This is a genomic window from Ensifer sp. ENS03 (assembly GCF_014852035.1).
GTDB classification, from domain to species: Bacteria; Pseudomonadota; Alphaproteobacteria; order Rhizobiales; family Rhizobiaceae; genus Ensifer; species Ensifer adhaerens.
In genome coordinates, this window is the sequence record NZ_JACVAV010000002.1 from 313,191 (window position 1) to 332,217 (window position 19,027).

16 protein-coding genes are annotated in these 19,027 nt (G+C 63.3%); 7 read left to right on the forward strand and 9 right to left on the reverse strand.

Going from position 1 to position 19,027, the window contains the following annotated elements; translation table 11 throughout:
* Positions 1 to 60: 60 nt before the first annotated feature.
* Positions 61 to 1,518, reverse strand: a complete 1,458-nt coding sequence (locus IB263_RS08140) for a cobyric acid synthase (protein WP_192438576.1) — start codon at positions 1,516 to 1,518, stop codon at positions 61 to 63.
* Positions 1,519 to 1,768: 250 nt separating this feature from the next.
* On the opposite strand from IB263_RS08140, the gene IB263_RS08145 reads away from it, so the two are divergent.
* From IB263_RS08145 to IB263_RS08160, 4 genes are all read left to right on the forward strand, one after another.
* Positions 1,769 to 1,912: a hypothetical protein gene (locus IB263_RS08145; protein WP_089044242.1), complete on the forward strand. Its 144-nt coding sequence runs from the start codon at positions 1,769 to 1,771 to the stop codon at positions 1,910 to 1,912.
* Positions 1,913 to 2,695: 783 nt separating this feature from the next.
* Positions 2,696 to 3,694 carry an ABC transporter substrate-binding protein gene (locus tag IB263_RS08150; RefSeq protein WP_034788254.1) on the forward strand — a complete coding sequence of 333 codons (999 nt, stop codon included), beginning with the start codon at positions 2,696 to 2,698 and terminating at the stop codon, positions 3,692 to 3,694.
* A 292-nt stretch (positions 3,695 to 3,986) separates the two neighbouring features.
* A complete protein-coding gene (locus IB263_RS08155) occupies positions 3,987 to 4,898 on the forward strand; it encodes a proline/glycine betaine ABC transporter permease (protein WP_034788251.1) in 912 nt (303 codons plus the stop codon).
* Positions 4,891 to 5,937 (forward strand): glycine betaine/L-proline ABC transporter ATP-binding protein, encoded by a 1,047-nt coding sequence (locus IB263_RS08160; protein WP_060520608.1) that lies wholly within the window; start codon positions 4,891 to 4,893, stop codon positions 5,935 to 5,937. Before IB263_RS08155 ends, IB263_RS08160 begins: the two co-directional genes overlap by 8 nt.
* A 248-nt stretch (positions 5,938 to 6,185) precedes the next feature.
* Here the strand turns inward: IB263_RS08160 and IB263_RS08165 are convergent, their stop codons facing one another.
* On the reverse strand, positions 6,186 to 7,052 hold the full coding sequence (locus tag IB263_RS08165) for a D-alanyl-D-alanine carboxypeptidase family protein (protein WP_192438220.1): 867 nt from the start codon (positions 7,050 to 7,052) through the stop codon (positions 6,186 to 6,188).
* Positions 7,053 to 7,417: 365 nt separating this feature from the next.
* Between IB263_RS08165 and IB263_RS08170 the strand changes: the two genes are divergently transcribed.
* Together IB263_RS08170 and bmt are read left to right on the forward strand one after the other, a co-directional pair.
* The gene (locus IB263_RS08170) at positions 7,418 to 8,776 is read left to right on the forward strand and encodes an O-antigen ligase (RefSeq protein WP_192438222.1); all 1,359 of its coding nucleotides are present in this window, start codon (positions 7,418 to 7,420) and stop codon (positions 8,774 to 8,776) included.
* Between the two features lie 65 nt (positions 8,777 to 8,841).
* Entirely contained in the window at positions 8,842 to 9,858 is a 1,017-nt protein-coding gene (gene bmt / locus IB263_RS08175; RefSeq protein WP_192438224.1) for a betaine--homocysteine S-methyltransferase, read from the forward strand.
* Positions 9,859 to 9,947: 89 nt separating this feature from the next.
* Here the strand turns inward: bmt and IB263_RS08180 are convergent, their stop codons facing one another.
* The 3 genes from IB263_RS08180 to IB263_RS08190 form a co-directional block, all read right to left on the reverse strand.
* Positions 9,948 to 11,915 carry an acyltransferase family protein gene (locus IB263_RS08180; RefSeq protein WP_192438226.1) on the reverse strand — a complete coding sequence of 656 codons (1,968 nt, stop codon included), beginning with the start codon at positions 11,913 to 11,915 and terminating at the stop codon, positions 9,948 to 9,950.
* A 168-nt stretch (positions 11,916 to 12,083) separates the two neighbouring features.
* Positions 12,084 to 13,214, reverse strand: a complete 1,131-nt coding sequence (locus IB263_RS08185) for an aminotransferase class I/II-fold pyridoxal phosphate-dependent enzyme (RefSeq protein ID WP_192438228.1) — start codon at positions 13,212 to 13,214, stop codon at positions 12,084 to 12,086.
* A gap of 104 nt (positions 13,215 to 13,318) precedes the next feature.
* On the reverse strand, positions 13,319 to 13,954 hold the full coding sequence (locus IB263_RS08190) for a transcriptional regulator (RefSeq protein WP_192438230.1): 636 nt from the start codon (positions 13,952 to 13,954) through the stop codon (positions 13,319 to 13,321).
* Positions 13,955 to 14,159: 205 nt separating this feature from the next.
* On the opposite strand from IB263_RS08190, the gene IB263_RS08195 reads away from it, so the two are divergent.
* Complete coding sequence (locus IB263_RS08195) at positions 14,160 to 14,507, forward strand: hypothetical protein (protein ID WP_034788228.1); 348 nt, start codon at positions 14,160 to 14,162, stop codon at positions 14,505 to 14,507.
* 315 nt (positions 14,508 to 14,822) lie between these two features.
* On the opposite strand, the gene IB263_RS08200 is transcribed toward IB263_RS08195, so the two are convergent.
* The 4 genes from IB263_RS08200 to IB263_RS08215 all read right to left on the reverse strand — a co-directional run bounded on the left by IB263_RS08200 (position 14,823) and on the right by IB263_RS08215 (position 18,921).
* Positions 14,823 to 16,865 carry a VWA domain-containing protein gene (locus IB263_RS08200; protein WP_246810982.1) on the reverse strand — a complete coding sequence of 681 codons (2,043 nt, stop codon included), beginning with the start codon at positions 16,863 to 16,865 and terminating at the stop codon, positions 14,823 to 14,825.
* A 2-nt stretch (positions 16,866 to 16,867) separates the two neighbouring features.
* Positions 16,868 to 17,395: an RNA polymerase sigma factor gene (locus IB263_RS08205; protein WP_090294020.1), complete on the reverse strand. Its 528-nt coding sequence runs from the start codon at positions 17,393 to 17,395 to the stop codon at positions 16,868 to 16,870.
* Positions 17,396 to 17,529: 134 nt separating this feature from the next.
* A complete protein-coding gene (locus IB263_RS08210; RefSeq protein ID WP_113135775.1) occupies positions 17,530 to 18,279 on the reverse strand; it encodes a phosphodiester glycosidase family protein in 750 nt (249 codons plus the stop codon).
* A 90-nt stretch (positions 18,280 to 18,369) separates the two neighbouring features.
* Positions 18,370 to 18,921 (reverse strand): hypothetical protein, encoded by a 552-nt coding sequence (locus IB263_RS08215; RefSeq protein WP_134886575.1) that lies wholly within the window; start codon positions 18,919 to 18,921, stop codon positions 18,370 to 18,372.
* Positions 18,922 to 19,027: the final 106 nt, after the last annotated feature.

Below are 19,027 nucleotides of genomic sequence, written 5' to 3' on the forward strand. Positions count from 1 at the left end.
GGCTCGTTGCTCCTGTTGGGCCCGACGTACCGGACCTGCTGGCTGACCGTTGCCGCGTCCCTAGTGCCTGAGCAACTCGTCCAGCCAGCGCCGATCGAGCACAGCCTCCAGTTCGTTCGCGACATCGTCGAGCGCCGCATCGACCGATTGGCGGTAGTTGTTGGCGCCGCCTTCGATGCCGAAACTCTTGAGCAGCGCGCCGCGATAGGCGTCGCTGGTGAAGAGCCCATGCAGGTAGGTGCCCATCACGCGGCCATCGGCCGAAAGGGCGCCGTCGGCGCGATTGTCGATGCGCACCGACGGCCGGCCACAGTCCGCACCTTGCGTCTTGCCAAGATGGATTTCGTAGCCTTCGAGCGCCACATCATGCTCCAGCGACCAGGCGCGGCTGTTGCGCACCGTCTTTTCCGACGCCATCTCGGTCTCGACGTCGAGCAGCCCGAGGCCCTCGACCGCACGTTCGCCGCCCTCGATGCCGAGCGGATCGGTGACGCGCCGGCCGAGCATCTGGTAGCCGCCGCAGATGCCGATGACCCGGCCGCCCCGGCGCACATGACGTTCGAGGTCACGGTCCCACCCTTGCGCACGGAAATCGATGAGGTCGCCGATGGTCGACTTCGACCCGGGAATGACGACGAGGCCAGCGTCTGCCGGAATGGGACTGCCAGGCCGCACGAAGACGAGATCAATCTCCGGTTCGGCGGCGAGCGGATCGAGGTCGTCGAAATTGGCGATGCGCGACAGCACCGGGACGGCAACCTTCAGCGCCCGCCCCTCGCCGCGCGTCAGCTTCTCCAGCACGACGGAATCTTCGGCAGGCAGGCGTGCCGCCGCCTTCAACCACGGCACGACGCCGAAGCAGGGCCAGCCGGTGTAGCGGTTGACGGCAGCAATGCCGTCGTCGAACAGCGTGACGTCGCCGCGGAACTTGTTGATGAGATAGCCGGTCACCATGCGCCGGTCTTCCTCGGGCAGGATCGCATGCGTGCCGACCAGCGAGGCGATCACCCCGCCGCGGTCGATGTCGCCGACCAGCACGACCGGCACCTCGGCCCGTGTCGCAAAGCCCATATTGGCGATGTCGCCGGGCCTGAGGTTGATTTCGGCCGGCGAGCCGGCGCCTTCGACCACCACGAGATCGGCACCGGCCGATATTTGTTCGAAACTCTCCATGACGGCGCCCAGCAGCTTGGGCTTGAGCGCCTGATATTCCCGCCCCCTGGCCTGCCCGGCGACCTTGCCCTGAACGACGATCTGGCTGCCCACGTCCGACTGCGGCTTCAGGAGCACCGGGTTCATGTGCACCGACGACGGCACGCGCGCGGCCAGCGCCTGCAGCCATTGCGCGCGGCCGATCTCGCCACCGTCGTCGGAAACGGCGGCGTTGTTCGACATGTTCTGCGGCTTGAACGGCCGGACCTTCAGGCCCTGATTGGCGGCAAGCCGGCAGAGCCCCGCCACCAATACCGATTTTCCGACATCCGAGCCGGTTCCCTGCAACATGATCCTGCGTGTCATGCGGCCATCGGTAACACTGAAACGGGCAGCGGCAAAGGTCTGTTTCGACACGATTTCGCCGCAATTGACAAAGCCCTTTCACGCATTGTTTCGCGCTTTCGCAAGGCTTGTCGAAAATGTCGCGGCCGATAGCCAGAATGCGACATGGCGTGGCGAGTTTGGCATTCAATTTTTTGCAGCGCACACCTATATCAGCGGCATAGCAACACGCCCCGGAGGATAGGCCTCCGGCCTCTCAAGGTTCATGTCCATGCTGTATATTTTCAGCAAGCCCAATTTCGTTCAGATCGCCTGGAACTCCAAGGTTCCGTCCAGCCAGTCGCGCGTACGCAACCTCGTCGTCGACGCGCCCTTCGGCCCGCTCGGCGTCATCCGCACGTCGAACGTCGGCTGAGGCCAGCGATCGGGGCGGAAGCCCCTTCGAGCTCTCCTCCCAGAGCCTCCTCCACCGCCCCTCCGGGGCGGTTTTTTTATGTCCGGCATTGGCTCTGAAATGCGAAGGCCGCATCAACCTCTTCAAGAGGGATGCGGCCGCCAAAAAACGCCTGGTCACTTCGGAAAAACACACCGAAGGTTCGCTCAAAGTCCGGGACGCACAAACCTGATCCGGACCGACGGCAGTCCCCCGCCGCGAGAAGAACAATTAGCTGGACATCGTTACCGGATGGTTATTGAGGATTTAACCAAAGATGAATTCCGGACTTTTTTGTAAATTTTTCGCGACATGCGCGCCATTTGGCGTGACGCAATCACGACAGGAAACGTCAGGATCTCGACAGGGTTCTGAGGTCCGTGGCGCCCAGCGCCATTTTTTGCGGCAAGATTTGTCGCTATTGCTTAAATTCGGGGTCTCTCACGCACAAAATACGCGCTTCGGCGATGTCGCAGACAGAACGCACGAGACCCCGTCCTTCCCGGTCAACCGATTGAAGAGGTTGATTTCTCAGCGAGAAACCTTAGGCTTGGTTTGCGGTATAAGAGGAGATTGGCTGGCGACAGGGTTCCGCGGCCAGGGCTGAATACGAACTCCCGCACCGTCCGCAGCAAGGGTGAACCTTGGCTTGTTTGATGCCGAACCCCCGGCTGCATCGTTGTTTCGGGTGACGGAGGATGTCGCGTCCGCCGTGGATTCCCGTTTGGATCTTGGCTGCAAAATAAGACTGGGAGGTCTTGCAACATGAAGAAACTCCTCGCTTCCACCATTCTCGCCGCTGGCCTCTATGCCATGGCGGGTTCCGCGCAGGCCGCGGAATGCGGTGAAGTCAGCATTGCCGAAATGAACTGGGCTTCTGCCGGCGTCGCCGCCCAGGTGGACAAGTTCATTCTGGAGAACGGCTACGGCTGCACCGTGACGCTGGTCACCGGCGACACCATGCCGACCTTCGCTTCCATGAACGAAAAGGCGCAGCCCGACATGGCGCCGGAACTCTGGGTCAACGCCGTGCGCACGCCGCTCGACGCTGCGATCAAGGAAGGCCGTCTCATCGAAGCCGCCAAGATCCTGAGCGAAGGCGGCGTCGAAGGATGGTGGATCCCGAAATTCCTCGCCGATGCGCACCCGGACATCAAGACGGTGCAGGACGCGCTGAAGCACCCGGAACTCTTCCCGGCACCGGAAGACTCGTCGAAGGCCGCAGTTCACAATTGCCCGTCTGGCTGGAACTGCCAGGTCTCGACCGCCAATCTCTATCGCGCGCTGAACGCGGAGAAGGACGGCTTCCTGCTGGTTGATACCGGCTCGGCTGCCGGCCTCGACGGCTCGATCGCCAACGCGTTCGAAAAGAAGACCGGCTGGCTCGGCTACTACTGGGCACCGACCGCCATCCTCGGCAAATACGAGATGACCCGCCTCTCCTTCGGCGTCGATCACGACAAGGCCGATTGGGACGCCTGCACCGCCGTGCCGGATTGCCCGAGCCCGAAAGTCAATTCCTACCCGGTTTCCGACGTTTACACCGTCGTGACCAAGTCCTTCGCCGACAAGGCGAGCGTCGCCATGGACTACGTCAAGGCGCGCAAGTGGGACAATGGCACCGTCAACAAGGTTCTCGCCTGGATGGACCAGAACCAGGGCACCAACGAGGACGGCGCCAAGCACTTCCTCGCCGAGTTCCCGGATATGTGGACACAGTGGGTGAGCCCGGAAGTGGCCGAAAAGGTCAAGGCAGCGCTCTGACCGAAAATGACGGCAGGCAGACCGTGGAATCGGCCGCCTGCCCGTTCCGGTTTTGATGCCGGGACAGGGAACGATGGGGCGTCCTTGCGGGTTTCGTTTGAACGTTCATCGTCTCAGAGGCGGCGAACCGGGAGCCTTCGCGTCGCTATCAGGTAAGCGGGCGACACATTTCGCTGCCACAGTTTAAGTGCCGGGACCCAAAGAGGTCACCCAAGTGTGCGCCGTCATCGACCCGTTCGATGCCGAGACGCGGCCGGCTTAAAAAAAACTTCCGGCCAAGAAGGGGAAACAAATGGCCTCCATCTGCAGTGTCTTGCCAGCGTTGCTCTGCAAGTTCCCTGCCATTGACGAGAGCACGATCCGGCTCGCCCGCAAGGCTGTCGATGATAGCTTCAAGGGCTTCGTGCGATCCTATGGTAACGCCATCGACACGGTGGTCCAGCCGCTTCAATGGTTCCTGAACTACCTCGAAAGCCTGTTCGTCGGCTCCCCCTGGATTGTGATCCTGGCGGCGATGACCGCGATCGTCTATTTCGGCAGCCGCAACATCAACGTCACCATCGGCACCGCGCTGTCGATGATCGCCATCGGTCTTGTCGGGCTTTGGAATGACACCATGGTCACGCTCGCCATGGTCACCGTCTGCACACTGATCTCCATCCTCATCGGCATTCCGATCGGTATCCTGATGGCGCGCTCGGACCGGGTGCAGTCCTTCGTCAATCCGATCCTCGACGTCATGCAGACGATGCCGAGCTTCGTCTACCTGATCCCGGTCGTCATGATCTTCGGCATCGGCAAGGTGCCGGGGCTGATCGCCGTCGTCATCTACGCGGTGCCGCCGATGATCAGGCTCACCAATCTCGGCATCCGCCTCGTCGACAAGGAAGTGCTGGAAGCGGCCGACGCCTTCGGCTCCTCGACCTGGCAGAAGCTGAAGAACGTGCAGATGCCGCTGGCGTTGCCGACCATCATGGCCGGCATCAACCAGACGATCATGATGTCGCTGGCGATGGTCGTCGTCGCATCGATGATCGGCGTCGGCGGCCTCGGCAAGAACGTGCTGCAGGCGATCGCCAACCAGTTCTTCACCGTCGGCTTCCTCAACGGCTTTGCCCTTGTCGGTATCGCCATCATTTTCGACCGTACCAGCCAGGCCTTCGGCAAGCGGCTGCAAAAGCACTCGGAGGTTATCCATGGCTAGTCACGCGATCGAGGTGAAGAACCTCTACAAGATCTTCGGTCCCCGCGGCGTCGACTTCGTCGATGCAGTCAAGAAAGGCATGGGCAAGGCCGAGCTCAACGAGCAGCACGGCCACGTGCTCGGCCTGCAGGACATCAACATTTCCATGCCCGCCGGCAGCGTCATGGTGGTCATGGGTCTCTCGGGCTCCGGCAAGTCGACTCTGATCCGCCACATCAACCGGCTGATCGACCCGACCGCCGGCGAAGTGCTCTATGACGGCGTCGACGTCTGCAAGATGAACGACAACGATCTGCGCGAATTCCGCCGCCACAAGACGGCGATGGTGTTCCAGAAGTTCGCGCTCCTGCCGCACCGCACCGTGCTGGACAACACGGTCTACGGTCTCGAAATCCAGGGTGTGGAACGCAAGGAGAGCGAGAAGCGCGCCCGCGGCTGGATCGAGCGCGTCGGTCTCAAGGGCTTCGAGAACCACTATCCGAACCAGCTGTCGGGCGGCATGCAGCAGCGCGTCGGTCTCGCCCGCGCGCTGACCAACGATGCCGACATTCTCTTGATGGACGAAGCCTATTCGGCGCTCGACCCGCTGATCCGCGTCGACATGCAGACGGTGCTTCTCGACCTGCAGAAGGAACTGAAGAAGACCGTCGTCTTCATCACCCACGACCTCGACGAGGCGCTGCGCCTCGGCGACAAGATCGCGATCCTGCGCGATGGCCGCGTGGTGCAGCAGGGTACCGGCCAGGAAATCGTGCTGTCGCCGGCCGACGACTACATCACCGCCTTCGTCAAGGAAGTGAACCGCGGCCGGGTGATCAATGTCGAGACCATCATGCGGCCGATCTCCGGCAATGCCGAAGGCGTGCCGCTTGCAACCGGCACTGTACTGGAATCGGCGGCGCGCACGATGACCGCTGCCCGTGTGGGAACCGCCCACGTGGTCGATGAAAACGGCCGCCCGATCGGCGCCCTCGACCTTTCGACGGTCATCGCCGCGATGGTCACGCCGGTCAGCCACGAGGATCGCGCTGCGGCTTGAGACAAGCGATGATTGGGGCAGCGACCGACGCGGCCCCTCATCCGCCAGCCGGCACCTTCTCCCCGTTATGACGGGAAGAAGGGACTCGTAGCGCCCGCTCGCCTGGACACGAACGCCGTCGTATCCCGTCCGCCTGGACGTCGTCGCGGATGGTGGCCCGATGCGAAACGCGGCCGTAGCCCTCGTCCCCTCGCCCCGGGTGCGGGGAGAGGGTTAGAGTGAAGGGCAAATCTCAGTGGTCTGAGAGATCAGTTCGTGGTGGTCGTCGCCGCTGCAGCAGCCGGTTCAGTGATGCTGGCAGCGCTCGCGTCTTCCTTCGGCGGCAGGAACTTGTCGAGCAGCGCGATCATGTCGTCGTCGCGCGATTGCGCCGTCTTGCCGCCCATGACGACGGCGACGAGGCGGGTGTCGCCGCGCTTGGCCGAGGTCACGAGATTGTAGCCGGAGGCGTCGGTGTAGCCGGTCTTGATGCCGTCGACGCCTTCGTAGCGCTTCATCACGCCGTTGTGGCCGCGCAGCTTCATACCGCGAAACTCGATCGTCTTGTTGGCGAAGAGCTGGAATTCCTGCGGAAAGTCGCGCATCAGCGCGAGGCCGAGCGTCGCCATGTCGCGCGCCGTGGTTACCTGGGCCGGGTCCGGCAGGCCGTTGGCGTTCTTGAAGACGGTGCTGGTCATGCCGAGCGTCTTGGCCTTGCGGGTCATCATCTGGCCGAAGGCGGTCTCGTTGCCGGCGAGCGTCTCACCGATAACGACGGCTGCGTCATTGGCCGAAAGCACGACCATGCCCATGACCGCTTCGCGCACGGTGATCTGGCGACCGGCGCCGACGGCAAGCTTGAAGGGCTCCAGGCTGTTTGCGTGCTCGGAAACCGTCAGCTTCTGGTCCCATTGCAGGGTGCCGCTGCGGAGCGCTTCGAAGGCGAGATAGATCGTCATCATCTTCGTCAGCGACGCCGGGAAGTTCAGCTCGTCGGCATTGTCGGCCTCAAGGATCGAGCCAGTGTCGGCGTTGACGACAAAATGAGCCTGCCCGGCGGCGGCAAAGGATGCGCTGCCAAGCAGCAGGCTTACGGAGACCGCCGCGGACGCGACCATACGGATAAGGGACTGCATATCGTGTTTTCTCGTTTCGACGCTATCGAACGACCTCGGAACGAAAATCGAGATCGAATTATGGAAGACGGACCGCGAAATACGGCAAGGGCCGCGATTTCCACACGGCCAATATACCCTAGCCTTTTAAGGGCATGGCGACCGGGCGGCAAGCACCTGCGGCAATCGGCGCGCAAATATCGGGACCGGTAATGCCGCGCCTGCCGATCCTGCCCGGGCGGCCCGTCCACCGTTTCACCGAGGTTTAACCTGATTGCGCCAAGGTGCGGATCTCCCAAGGCCGGCCCTGTCCGAACGGCAGGACCGCCCGGGGTCATGATCACCGATGCCGAACCGCGTCCCAGTCATTCGTTTTTTAAGCCGCCATGCACCCGAACACAGCCACGGCAGACACCTCCACCGCGCGCCAGCGCGTGCCGGAGGCGTTCGATGCCGGGCTGGCGGAACTCGTCAACGGCCTTGCCGCGCTGCTTTCGGGCCTTGGTCTGTTCCTCATCGTCTTCACGCTGATCCCGTTTCAGGGCGCGGTGACGACGGATCCGAACGCGGCGAACGAAGGCAACATCATCAACCAGGTCGGCTACCTGGTGCTCGGCGCGGTCTATCTCTTCGCCATGCTGCTCACCGTCGACCGACGGGTGCTCGCCCGCCTCGTCTCGCCGGCCTGGATCGCGATCTTCGCCATCGCCTACCTCTCCTGCCTGCAGTCCTATGACCCGGCCGCCTCCGCCCGCGGCCTGACGCTGAGCCTCGTCGCCATGATCATGGTGGCGGGCGTGCTGGTGCTGCCGAAGAGCGAGCGCGATTTCGTCAACGCCGGCGCCAATGCGATCCTGCTTCTGATCCTGATCGACTACGCCGCTCTCTTCGTGGCACCCGACCGCGCCATCCATTCGGCCTTCGGCGACGAGCCCTGGCATGCCGGTTTCTGGCGCGGCCACCTCCTGCACAAGAACGTCTCGGCGCCGGTCTTTTCCATCCTCTGCATGTTCGGCATTTATTGCCTGCGCGCCGGCGCGCCGCTTCGCGGCTGGGCGATCACGCTGCTGGCGGCCAATTTCGTGCTGCACACGGGATCGAAGACGACGATCGGATTCCTGCCGATCGCGATCGGCCTCGTCTTTGCCGGCCGCGCGGTGCGCAGCCCCGGGCTGATGATCCTTGCCCATCTCGCCATGTCAGTGCTGGTCTTCGGCCTGACGCTCGGTACCATCTATTCCGACACGCTGCTTTCGATCACCAAGGGGCTGATCGACGATGCGACCTTCACCGGCCGCGACGACATCTGGAAATTCGCGAGCGCCAGCATCGCCGAGCGCCCCTGGCTCGGCCAGGGCTATGCGAGTTTCTGGCTGTCGCCCGTGATCATGGGCATGGAGGCGAATTTCGAGGCGAGCTGGGACGTGCGCGGCATCGTCACCGGCCACAACAGCTATCTCGACGCGGTGCTGATGTTCGGCCTGCCCGGCGGCATCCTCATGACCACCCTGCTTTTCGTCAAACCGCTCTTCGACTACGCACGAGCCTATCGCCGGCCGCAGGGCCGCATCTTCGCCGATTTCTGCGTCATGGTGGTGATCTTCATGACCTACAACGCCATGCTCGAAAGCTTCTTCCTCAATCGCGCCGATCCGATGTGGCTGCTGACGGCACTTGCCGTCTTCGGCCTTGGGCTCGCCGGCCGCATGAGCATGCGCGCCGAACCGGAAGCCTCCCGTCGCTGAACGCTTGCCAAGACATAAAGATATCTTTATATCTTGTTGCAATCTATTCTAGCCGGGAAAAACCGATGACCGCAGCCTCCAATGCCCTCTCCGCTCTCATCGCCGAAAAAGGCGTTCTTCTCGCCGACGGCGCCACCGGCACATCGCTCTTCGCCATGGGCCTCGAAGCAGGCGAAGCGCCGGAACTCTGGAACGAAACGAAGCCGGAGAACATCACCAAGCTGCACCAGGATTTCGTCGACGCCGGCGCCGACATCATCCTCACCAACACCTTTGGCGGCACCCGTCACCGGCTGAAACTGCACCAGGCCGACGACCGCGTGCATGCGCTGAACAAGCGCGCCGCCGAGATCGCCCGTGCGGTTGCCGACAAGGCATCGCGCAAGGTCATCACCGCCGGCTCCGTCGGCCCGACCGGCGAACTGCTGATCCCCCTTGGCGCACTTTCCTATGAAGATGCAGTTACCGCTTTCGTCGAGCAGATCGAGGGCCTGAAGGCTGGCGGCGCCGAAGTCGCCTGGATCGAGACCATGTCTTCGCCGGACGAGATCCGTGCGGCCGCCGAAGCGGCCGCCAAGGTCGGCCTTCCCTACGTCTATACCGGCTCGTTCGATACCGCCGGCAAGACGATGATGGGGCTGCACCCGAAGGATATCCATGGCGTTGCCACCGAGTTCGGCGACGGCCCGGTCGCCGTTGGCGCCAATTGCGGCGTAGGTGCTTCCGACATTCTCTCCTCGCTGCTCGACATGACGGAGGCAGCACCCGCGGCAACGGTGATCGTCAAGGGCAATTGCGGCATCCCGGAATTCCGCGGCTCGGAGATTCACTATTCCGGCACGCCGCCGCTGATGGCCGAATATGTGCGCCTTGCGGCCGATGCCGGCGCCAAGATCATCGGCGGCTGCTGCGGCACCACCTGCGACCACCTCGCCGCCATGCGCGTCGCACTCGACGAACATGTGCGCCGCGAACGCCCGACGCTCGACCTGATCATCGAAAAGATCGGCCCGCTGCGCAACAAGACCGCCAACGAAACGGCGGCCGCGCCTGCCCGCGAGCGCCGCAGCCGCCGCGCCTGATCAAGCCAGGCAAGGCAAATCGACAAGCAAACGCCCCGGCATCGAAAGATCCGGGGCGTTTTCGTTTATGCGTCGATGTGGCGGCTGTCTTAAAGCGCGGCGTTGTCGAAGGCCTTGGCGTCCGTTGCCCGCTCAGCCACGGGCCTGCCCTTCGCCGCCTCGATGAAAGCTCGGTAGAAATCGAAGGCGCGTCCCATCTGGCGGGACCCTTCCTTGGAGAAGTGCCCGAAGTCCTCGAAGAGCGCGACGCCCTTGTCCTCGATCTTGCAGCTGTCGTCGTCGCAGAGATAGTCCATGAAGCTGACGACGGGATACTCGTCGGCGATATCCGCAACCACGTTCAGGACATCGCGGTCATATTCGCGAACGGTCGTTAGCACCGGCTCGCAATGCCGGTCCGACAGGCCGAGCAGACGGGCTCTTGCAACGCAGAGCCCGGTATCGCGGCCATCATGCGGCGTCGGCGCGACGAAGACGGGTTCGAAGCCGTTCGAGCGCAGCCAGGCAAAGGTTGCCCGCAGGCCGTCGATGAGAAGCTTCGAATCGGTCGTCACCTCGCTGCGGCCATCGACCAGCACCTTCTCCTCCTTCAGGTACTGGCTGAGCTGCGAGGACAGAACGACGTAGCGGATCGACCGGTTGGCAAGCAGGAAACGGCGGACCTCTTCGTTATAGCGGGCGCAATCGTCGGACCAGTCGCGACCGAGCCGCGGCATGATCGGCGACAGGTTCAAAAACGGCCCGCAATTATTCTTGGCAAGCTGCACCAGTCGCACGTCCGGCTTCGACGCGATAATGCCGTCGACGAGGTGCCGGGCGAAGGAATCCCCCCAGACCGCGACCTCGGGTTTCGGGTTAGAGGCGCAGCGCAGGTCGGCGACGGCATCGCATTTCTTGCCGAGGCCGACGCTCGGCTCCGAAAGCTGCGCAAGTTCGCGGTTCCGGGCGGCGAGACCGTCGGAACCGTCGAGCGTGAAGCCGAAGGCGATCGCCGCCGATCCGGCCGCAAGCGTGGCGCCAAAAACCGCGCGACGGCTGAAGCGGCCCGGCTTGCGGAAGGGCTGCTCGACGAGACGCCAGCTGAGATAGGCAAGTACGAAGCAGAGCGCGATCAGGAGCGCGTAGCCTTCGGCCGGAATGTCCTCGATCGACCGCAGGCGCGCGAAGGCAAAGACCGGCTGATGCCAGAGGTAGAGGCTGTAGCTGATGAGCCCTATCGCGACCAGCGGCTTCAGCGACAGCAGCCGGCCGACGACGGTATCGCTGCGGCCGAAGGCGAGAACCAGCGCCGTGCCCAGAACCACCGGCACGGTCGTCCAGCCGGGATAGAAGGCCGATTCCACCACGAACAAATAACTCGCGACGATCGCCAGCAGACCGAGGGCTGACAGAAGCTCGCGGCTGCCTTTCGAAAGATCGAGCTTTTCGACGCCGACGAGCGCAAGCAGCGCACCGACGCCGAGTTCCCAGAACCGGCTTGGCAGCAGGTAGAAATTCGCGGCCGGGTCCAGGTTCGCAAAGACCTGGGTCGCCGCAAAACTCAGGAGCACGAGCGCCGCCACCACCTTCAACAGCGTTGCCCGCGAGAAGCGGTGAAGCAGCAAAAGCAGCAGCGGGAAGACCAGATAGAACTGTTCTTCGACCGCCAGCGACCAGGTGTGCAGCAGCGGCAGCAGCGCCGTGCTCGGCGCGAAATAGCCGGCCTGGTCCCAGAAGAAGAAGTTCGAGGCGAACAGGTTCACCGAATAGAGGCTCTTGCCGAAGCTGTTTAGCTCCTCCGGCAGCATCCACATCAGCGCGAAGGGAATAGAGACGGCGCAGACCAGGAGCAGCGCCGGTGCGAGCCGACGGGCACGCCGCTCGTAGAAGCGCACGATGCTGAAGTTCCCGTCGCTGATCTCGCGGTGGATGATCGCGGTGATGAGGTAGCCGCTGATGACGAAGAAGACATCGACGCCGGCAAAGCCGCCAGAGACAAGGCCGAAACCGGCATGGAACAGGAGGACCGGGACGACGGCAAGCGCGCGCAGTCCATCGATTTCGGGTCTGTATTGCATCAGCAGAGGAAACACTCGGTGGCGGGGGCCGCTCGTTAACACAATCTTGACAATGGAACCATTGTCGCGCGGTCCGTATCCACATGCGTGCGTTCCAAGGCTCCCGGGGCATACGCCCGGGAGCGGGACCTGCGGGTAACTAGCCGGCCGAAGATGGCGACACTGGGGCTATCGCCGAATATGCCGGCGCCAGGCATCGAGCCCGACCTCGATATCCTTGCGGCCGAAACCGACGCGGAAGCGATCGGTGGCGACCGGCAGCAGATCGGATACGAAGAGGCTCGACGGCAAGAGCAGCACGCCAGCCTCCTCCACCAGCCCCCGGCAATGGCTCTCGACGCCATCGGCGCCGAGATAGCGGGCAAAGCCGACGCAGCCCCCGTCAGGTGCCCGCCACTCATAGAGATGCGGGAATTCCGCAAAGAAGGCGCCGAGCCTCTCGAGATTGGCGGCAACGAGCGCCCGGTTGCGATCGAGGATAACGGCACGCCCCTTGAGCGCGATTGTCGCCAGCACTTCCGACGGCCGCGAATTGCAGATCGACAGATAGTGCTTCATCTTCTCCATGCGTTCGAGAAGCGCATGGTCGCGGCAGGCGATCCAGCCGATTCTCAGGCCCGGCAGGCCATAGGCCTTGGACATGACATTCAGCGAGATTCCACGGTCAAAAAGTTCGGCCGCCTGCGGCAGGCGCAGCGAGGCGTCACGCTCCAGCCCGCGATAGACCTCGTCGCTGAAGAGATGAATGGCGCGCTCCGCGCAGAGCTTGGCGAGCGCCGCGAAGGTTTCCTGGTCGGCAATGGCACCGGTCGGATTGTTGGGGAAATTCACACAGATCAGCTTCGTGTTGGGTTTCAACGCCGCACGCACGTCGGCGATATCGAGCCGCCAATTGTTCTCGGGGCGAAGCGGCACGCCGGTCACCGCGCCGGCGATCGTCACCGGCAGGGTCTCCATCGACTGGTAGTTCGGCACCGTCACGATCGCGTGGTCGCCCGGCCCGAGCAGCGCCAGCATGGCGCAATAAAGCCCCTCCTCCGCACCGGCAAAGCAGAGGATATCGGCAGCCGTCAGCCCTTCATAGGTCGCAGCGATCGCTGCCCTCAGCGCCGGTGCGCCATAGGTCTCGGTATAGCCGAGCGTGATGTTGTCCCAGGCGGCGCGGTCCTCCGCGTCGGCAAGCGCCAGAAGATCGCTCATGCTGGTCGTCTGGCTGTCGCTTGCGGTCATATGGTGGCGGGCGCTGAACTCCCAGCGGGAGAAATGGGTTTCGAGCCGGAAATCGGGCAAGGTCGTCATGGATATTTCCTCCTCTCGCGGCTGAGGCGCACGCGAACGGTTATGGGTCAGGCAAGTCCGAAGAGCCGCGAAGCGGTCTCTGTCCGAAATATTGCGCACAGCAATCAGGGCGCCTCGCCGCGAGCCGCAGCGAGATAGTTGTAGATCGACGCGCGCGAGGCGCCGATGAGGCTGGCAAGGTGATCGACCGCGTTGCGCGTCTGGAAGAGACCGCGTTCGTCGAGCGCTGCCACCAGCGTCACGCGATCGCCGCGCTTGAGCGCCGAGAGCGCCAGCCCCCGCTCCTTCAGCCAGCCATGCAGGGTCGCGTTGATCTCCTCGCGCCAGTCGCGCGAAAACAGCGCCTGCGGCTTCGGCTGCTCGGCGCCGGCGAAAGCCGAGAGCAGCTTCACCGCCTGATCGATCATCGACATGTCGAGATTGATGCAAAGCAGGCCGACCGCGTCGCCCGTCCCGTCGCGCAGAACGGCTGAGATCGACTTGAAGCGCCGGCCATCCCCGCCGGTCTTCTCATAGGGCCCGAGCACTGCGTCAGTGCTGCCGAGGGCTGAAAATTCCTCTTCGATCAGCGAATCTTCGCCGACCGCGCGACCGGAGAAACAGTTCCAGATCCCCGCGATCGTACCGGTTCGGAAATCGTGCAGCACAACCTCCCCGTGCGGATAAAGAAGCGCGCTGATCGCAGCCGCCGTCGGCGCGTGCGTTGCAAGGATCGAGTTGAAGGCGGGTGCTATGGTCATGGCTCGCATATGCCCACACTTGGACCATTTGTCAATATTAGACTATATGTTCAACACCTGCATATTCGCCACCGCTTGCGCACCCGTGACCGCTGGCCTATCCCCAATGAAAGAGAGATTCGCTGCTTGCAGCGGTTCAACGTGCCACACCGCGCCCTTGCGTCCCGCAGAACGCACCGCGCGGCCGCAGACGGGAGACAGTGACATGAACGCCGGCCCAGCCTCCTTTCCCGACCGGGACACGGTCGCCGAAAAATTCGGGAGTTTCAGCGAAGCCGACCAGTCCTTCCTGCGCCTGCTGATGGAAAACCCCGAGCAGGACGAGCGCCTGATGGACGGCCTCTACCGCCACCTCGACATCGCCTCGGAGGCGAAGTTCCTGAATTCGCTGAAACTCGAAAAGCTCGGCCAGTGGCTCGGCAGCCATGCACCGGCGCGGCTGCAGATGCGCCTGATGGAAGCCGGCCGCTCCAGCCAGCATGCGGCCTACCAGGCGTTCAAGGCGGGCCTGTCGAAGGCCGGTGGGCTGGAACGCGCCTTTCCGAAGGCTTGAGGCGACAGGGGATCGACGCTCGCGCGTGACGGGTGCCCCTCACTGTCCTGCCGGACATCTCTCCCCGCAGGCGGGGAGAGAGCCGCTAGGCGCACCCTCCGGTGCCAGGCCTCAACGTCAGCGACAATCTCAGCCTTCACGATGGGCGAAACGGTCGACACTTGCTCCCTTCTCCCCGCTATAACGGGGAGAAGGTGCCGGCAGGCGGATGAGGGGCAAACCCTGACCACGCGCGGATGAGGGGCATCCTCACCACGTAGATGAGGGGCACATCCTCACCACGCGGTTAGGGGCTGATCCCCGCCCCACGCGACATCACTTGCCGGAACCGCCGAGCCCCTTGGAGAGCCGCACCAGATTGACGAATTCGCTGCGATAGCCGAACGGATCGGCGCCCTTGGCGGCTGCGGCGAGATCGATGACTGCGTCATAGGAATAGTCAGCGAGCGCCGTCACGCCTGCAAGCTTCTGCCCGAAGGCCGCCACTGCCACCGAGAAGCGCACGTCATTGGACGCCTCGGCGAGCGACGGCACCGCATTCGCCTCGGTCACCGGCGTGGTGATCAACTCGCTCTTGTCGCCGTCCGGCTTCTTGTAGCGAATCTTCAGGAAGGCAAGTTCGCCGCTGTTCGGGCTTGCCTCTGCCACCGACTTTTCCGCCTCTGCATAGCGCAGGTCGTCGTTGAGCACCGCCGGGCTGCCCTTCGGCGTCACCTCGTAGATCGCCGTCACGCTGTGACCGGAACCGATGTCGCCGGCGTCCACCTTGTCGTTGTTGAAGTCCTCGCGCTTCAAGGCGCGTGTCTCGTAGCCGATCAGCCGGTATTCGGCGATCGCGGCCGGATTGAACTCCACCTGCAGCTTGACGTCCTTGGCGATCGGGAAGAGCGAGGACCCCGCCTCCTCCACCAGCGTCTTCTGCGCCTCGGCCAGCGTATCGATATAGGCGGCCGTGCCGTTGCCGTTCTGGGCGATCGTCTGCATCAGCGCGTCGTTATAATTGCCGCGGCCGAAGCCGAGCACGGAGAGGAAGATGCCGCTTTTGCGCTTCTCCTCGATCAGCCGCTTCAGGTCCTCGTCGCTCGACGGGCCGACATTGAAGTCACCATCCGTCGCCAGCATGATGCGGTTGACCCCGCCCTTGACGAAGGCCTTCTCGGCAAGCCCGTAGGCCGCGTCGATGCCTTCCGCACCGGCGGTCGAGCCGCCGGGCTGCAAGGTATCGATCGCAGCGAGGATCTTTGCCTTGTCCTTGACCGCCGTCGGCTCCAGCACGGTTCCGGCGTTGCCTGCATAGGTGACGATCGAGACCGTATCCTCGGGCTTCAGCTTCTCGACCAGCAGCCGGAAAGCGCCTTTCAAGAGCGGCAGCTTGTCGGGCTCGTCCATCGAGCCCGATACGTCGATCAGGAAGACGAGGTTCGCCTTCGGCGCTTCCGCCGGCACGACGTCGTAACCCTTGATCGCCACATGCATCAGCCGCGTGCCACCATTCCACGGCGTCGGCGTCAGCGTCACCGTCGCCTTGAAGGGTTCGGCAGCGCTTGCCGGCCGCGGCCAGTCATAGGGAAAGTAGTTGACCATCTCCTCGACCCGCACGGCGTCGCGCTCGGGCATCTGCCCTTCCATCAGCGAACGGCGCACGAAAGCATAGGATGCCGTGTCGACGTCGACCGAGAAGGTCGAGACCGGATCGGTCGCAACGCTCTTCACCGGATTGGCGTCCGCCTTGCCGAAGCGCTCGCGGTTTTCCACGGGTGCCGGCTGCATCTCATCCTGAATCGTGGGCGCCGGCAGGTACGTCATCTGCGGCTGCGCACCGCCGACAGCCGAGAGCGGAGCGACGCTGTCGCGCGCAACACTGTTGGCCATCGCATCGGCCTGCGCGGCAGGAGCCGCAGCCTCGCTCTCGGCCTCTACGGTCGCGGGCACCTCCACGGTTTTCGCTTCCTGCTGGCGCGCGCGTTCGTCGGCGGCCGCCTTCCTGGCGGCGACCTGGGGCTCCGGCTTTTGCCGCGCCTCTTCCTTGGTGAGTTCACCCTTCAGCGCGATCTCCTGCGCAGGCTCGCCGAAGGGCGCACCGTCGCGCGTGAGTTCAAACGTCAGGAAAGCGGCGGCGGGCACGACGAGAAGGGTTGCCAGTGCCGATCCGGCGAGCAGTTTCCGGTTCATGATGGGGCTCCATATCCGGTTGAAGATGGAGCTTTGACGAACCGGCCGAGCCGATCCTTGGGTGGCATTCGAATTTTCTTGCTGCTCGTCGAAGGCCTGCATGGCCGAGGCGAGCGCACGGGCGCGCGCTTCCGCAGAAGCCTTCGGCGGGTTCATCCGGCCAAGCTTTTCGAAATCGTCGCTCATGGTCACACTGCCTCCTTGCCGAGCAATGTCTTCAGACGCTTGCGCGCTTCATGCACATGCCAGGATATGGTTGCCTCCGAACAGCCAAGCACGTCGGCGGCCGCCGCATGGCTCAAGCCTTCGGCATAAACGAGCAGCACCGCATCGCACTGCTTTTCCGGCAGTTCCCGGACCGCGGCCCAGAGCGCCTCGCGCTGCTCTTCGTCGGGATCCTGAGGGGGCGCTGCCGTCGCCTGTTCGCTGGCATAGGCCTGCATGCGGCTGATATCGCGCACCTGCCGCCGCCTATGGTCGCGCGCGGCGTTCAGCGTCAGCGTATAGAGCCAGGTGCGAAACCGGCTGGTGCCGCGAAAGCCGCGAATGGCGGCACCCAGCCGCAGGCAGACATCCTGGGCGATGTCCTCTGCGTCAGAGATGTTTCCGGACCATCGCCAGGCGACCGCATGGACAAAATCATAGTGTCGCTCGACCAGCTGGCCGAAAGCCTGTCGGTCTCCATCCACCGCCTTTTCGACGAGTTCAGCGTCCAAATCCGTGCCCGCCCTCACCTCATTTGAACCTTAGACGTTGCAGGCTGCCCGTTCCTTGGGTGGGCGGCACATTTTTTTTCGGGGGAGGAGGAAAAGTGTGCGGTTTTCCGCCCGAATCCCGCGCCCAAGGAAAGTCAGCGTGGAAATTTTCCGACGACGGCGATGATCGGCCCCATCGGAAACAGCCGATCGTGGCGGTTGATATCAGGCGCATAGACGCTCGAAATCGTGCCGTCGAGGAAGAGCGCATTGGGGCAATCCAATGTATCGCGAAACAGCGTCGCGAAATCGTGGAACCGCACCGGCCGCTTCGATACGACGAAAACCACCTCGCCCTCGGCCGTCACGCCGACGCCGTTGCGGGTCTTGTAACTGGTGCTGTCGGGCAGGAAGCGAGGATGCAGCGTGCCGTCGATGACCAGCATCGGTCCGGATTGCGTCGCAAATCGCGGCGTGAGCCTGGCGTCGCGATAGGCGTCCGCCGCCATTACCCCCGCTTTGCCGTCGTCGACATAAAACACCCCGTTCGGCAAAAGGTGGAAATTGCCCCAGCCGGAATTGGTGTTGAGCGGCGCCTGCTCGCGCCCCTCCTCGATATGCAGGCCGACCGGCGACAGATCGTCGTGATACATGCCGCCGTTCATGGCGAAGCGCATATATTCTTCGCGATGGCGCAGTTCGAGCGACAGCGCCCGGAAGGAGCGGAAGGGCACGCCCGCCTGATCCTTGTTGTAGAGGCGGATATCGGTTGTCGCCGGATCGAAGCTGCAGGCGACATAGTCCTGGCCAAGGTGGCTGACATCGCGGCAGGCGCCGAGCGCAGGCCCGGCAAGACCGGCCGAAAGAACGGCACCGACGAGAAAGGGTTTTGGAAAAAGCGGCATGGCGAAAGGTCCAATCGAATCAGCCGCCAAGCATGCCTGAGATTGCGGCTTATTCTGGCGCGGGCACAGGCGAAATCATACGCTTGGCGACTAGCCGCCAACGATCGCCGCCATGGTGGTGACGAGACCGGCGATGCCGGCGAGACTTGCAAGGCCGAAGATCGCGCAAAGGCAGGCAAAGCCGCCGACGCCTGCAAGCAGATAGGATTTGGGATCGCGGTTCAGCACATCCTGCGACAGCGACAAAAGCAGCCGCTTCTCTCTGAGCGTCGTTGCCACCTTCACCGCATGGCGCCTCGCTTCTTTCTGGACCTCGCCGTAATTGTTGCCGATCGCCCAGAACGTGAGGAACAGGCCGAGCGCGCTGACGGTAAGCGCAAATTTCCTGAGGATGTCGATGGCATCGGGCAGAAGATCGCCGGTGAGAACCGATCGGTCCACCAGCGCATCGAAGCCTGCAATGCAGGCGGTGATGACGGCCGCATGGCCGGCGCCGATCGCCAGCAGGCGCTTGAAAGCGTCCCCCAAAACCTGGCTGTTGGCCGCGTGAATACTGTCAAGCCGAGATATCTGCGCTTGCACGTCCTCGCGCGACAGGTGCGGAGGATAATTGCTCACGGATACGACTGGGCTACCTCTCATACGATGGACTCCAACGCCACGCCGTCCAGATCGTTATAAATTCGATAATATTACCTTTCCACGACACCTCCAATTTTAGTCATTTTGGAGATTTGCACCATCTTTG

Excerpts from the sequence above, each read along its gene's own strand:
- IB263_RS08140 (WP_192438576.1), bottom strand. The coding sequence starts at position 1,518 with ATGACACGCAGGATCATGTTGCAGGGAACCGGCTCGGATGTCGGAAAA.
- IB263_RS08145 (WP_089044242.1), top strand. The coding sequence starts at position 1,769 with ATGCTGTATATTTTCAGCAAGCCCAATTTCGTTCAGATCGCCTGGAAC.
- IB263_RS08150 (WP_034788254.1), top strand. The coding sequence starts at position 2,696 with ATGAAGAAACTCCTCGCTTCCACCATTCTCGCCGCTGGCCTCTATGCC.
- IB263_RS08155 (WP_034788251.1), top strand. The coding sequence starts at position 3,987 with ATGGCCTCCATCTGCAGTGTCTTGCCAGCGTTGCTCTGCAAGTTCCCT.
- IB263_RS08160 (WP_060520608.1), top strand. The coding sequence starts at position 4,891 with ATGGCTAGTCACGCGATCGAGGTGAAGAACCTCTACAAGATCTTCGGT.
- IB263_RS08165 (WP_192438220.1), bottom strand. The coding sequence starts at position 7,052 with ATGCAGTCCCTTATCCGTATGGTCGCGTCCGCGGCGGTCTCCGTAAGC.
- IB263_RS08170 (WP_192438222.1), top strand. The coding sequence starts at position 7,418 with ATGCACCCGAACACAGCCACGGCAGACACCTCCACCGCGCGCCAGCGC.
- bmt (WP_192438224.1), top strand. The coding sequence starts at position 8,842 with ATGACCGCAGCCTCCAATGCCCTCTCCGCTCTCATCGCCGAAAAAGGC.
- IB263_RS08180 (WP_192438226.1), bottom strand. The coding sequence starts at position 11,915 with ATGCAATACAGACCCGAAATCGATGGACTGCGCGCGCTTGCCGTCGTC.
- IB263_RS08185 (WP_192438228.1), bottom strand. The coding sequence starts at position 13,214 with ATGACGACCTTGCCCGATTTCCGGCTCGAAACCCATTTCTCCCGCTGG.
- IB263_RS08190 (WP_192438230.1), bottom strand. The coding sequence starts at position 13,954 with ATGACCATAGCACCCGCCTTCAACTCGATCCTTGCAACGCACGCGCCG.
- IB263_RS08195 (WP_034788228.1), top strand. The coding sequence starts at position 14,160 with ATGAACGCCGGCCCAGCCTCCTTTCCCGACCGGGACACGGTCGCCGAA.
- IB263_RS08200 (WP_246810982.1), bottom strand. The coding sequence starts at position 16,865 with ATGAGCGACGATTTCGAAAAGCTTGGCCGGATGAACCCGCCGAAGGCT.
- IB263_RS08210 (WP_113135775.1), bottom strand. The coding sequence starts at position 18,279 with ATGCCGCTTTTTCCAAAACCCTTTCTCGTCGGTGCCGTTCTTTCGGCC.
- IB263_RS08215 (WP_134886575.1), bottom strand. The coding sequence starts at position 18,921 with ATGAGAGGTAGCCCAGTCGTATCCGTGAGCAATTATCCTCCGCACCTG.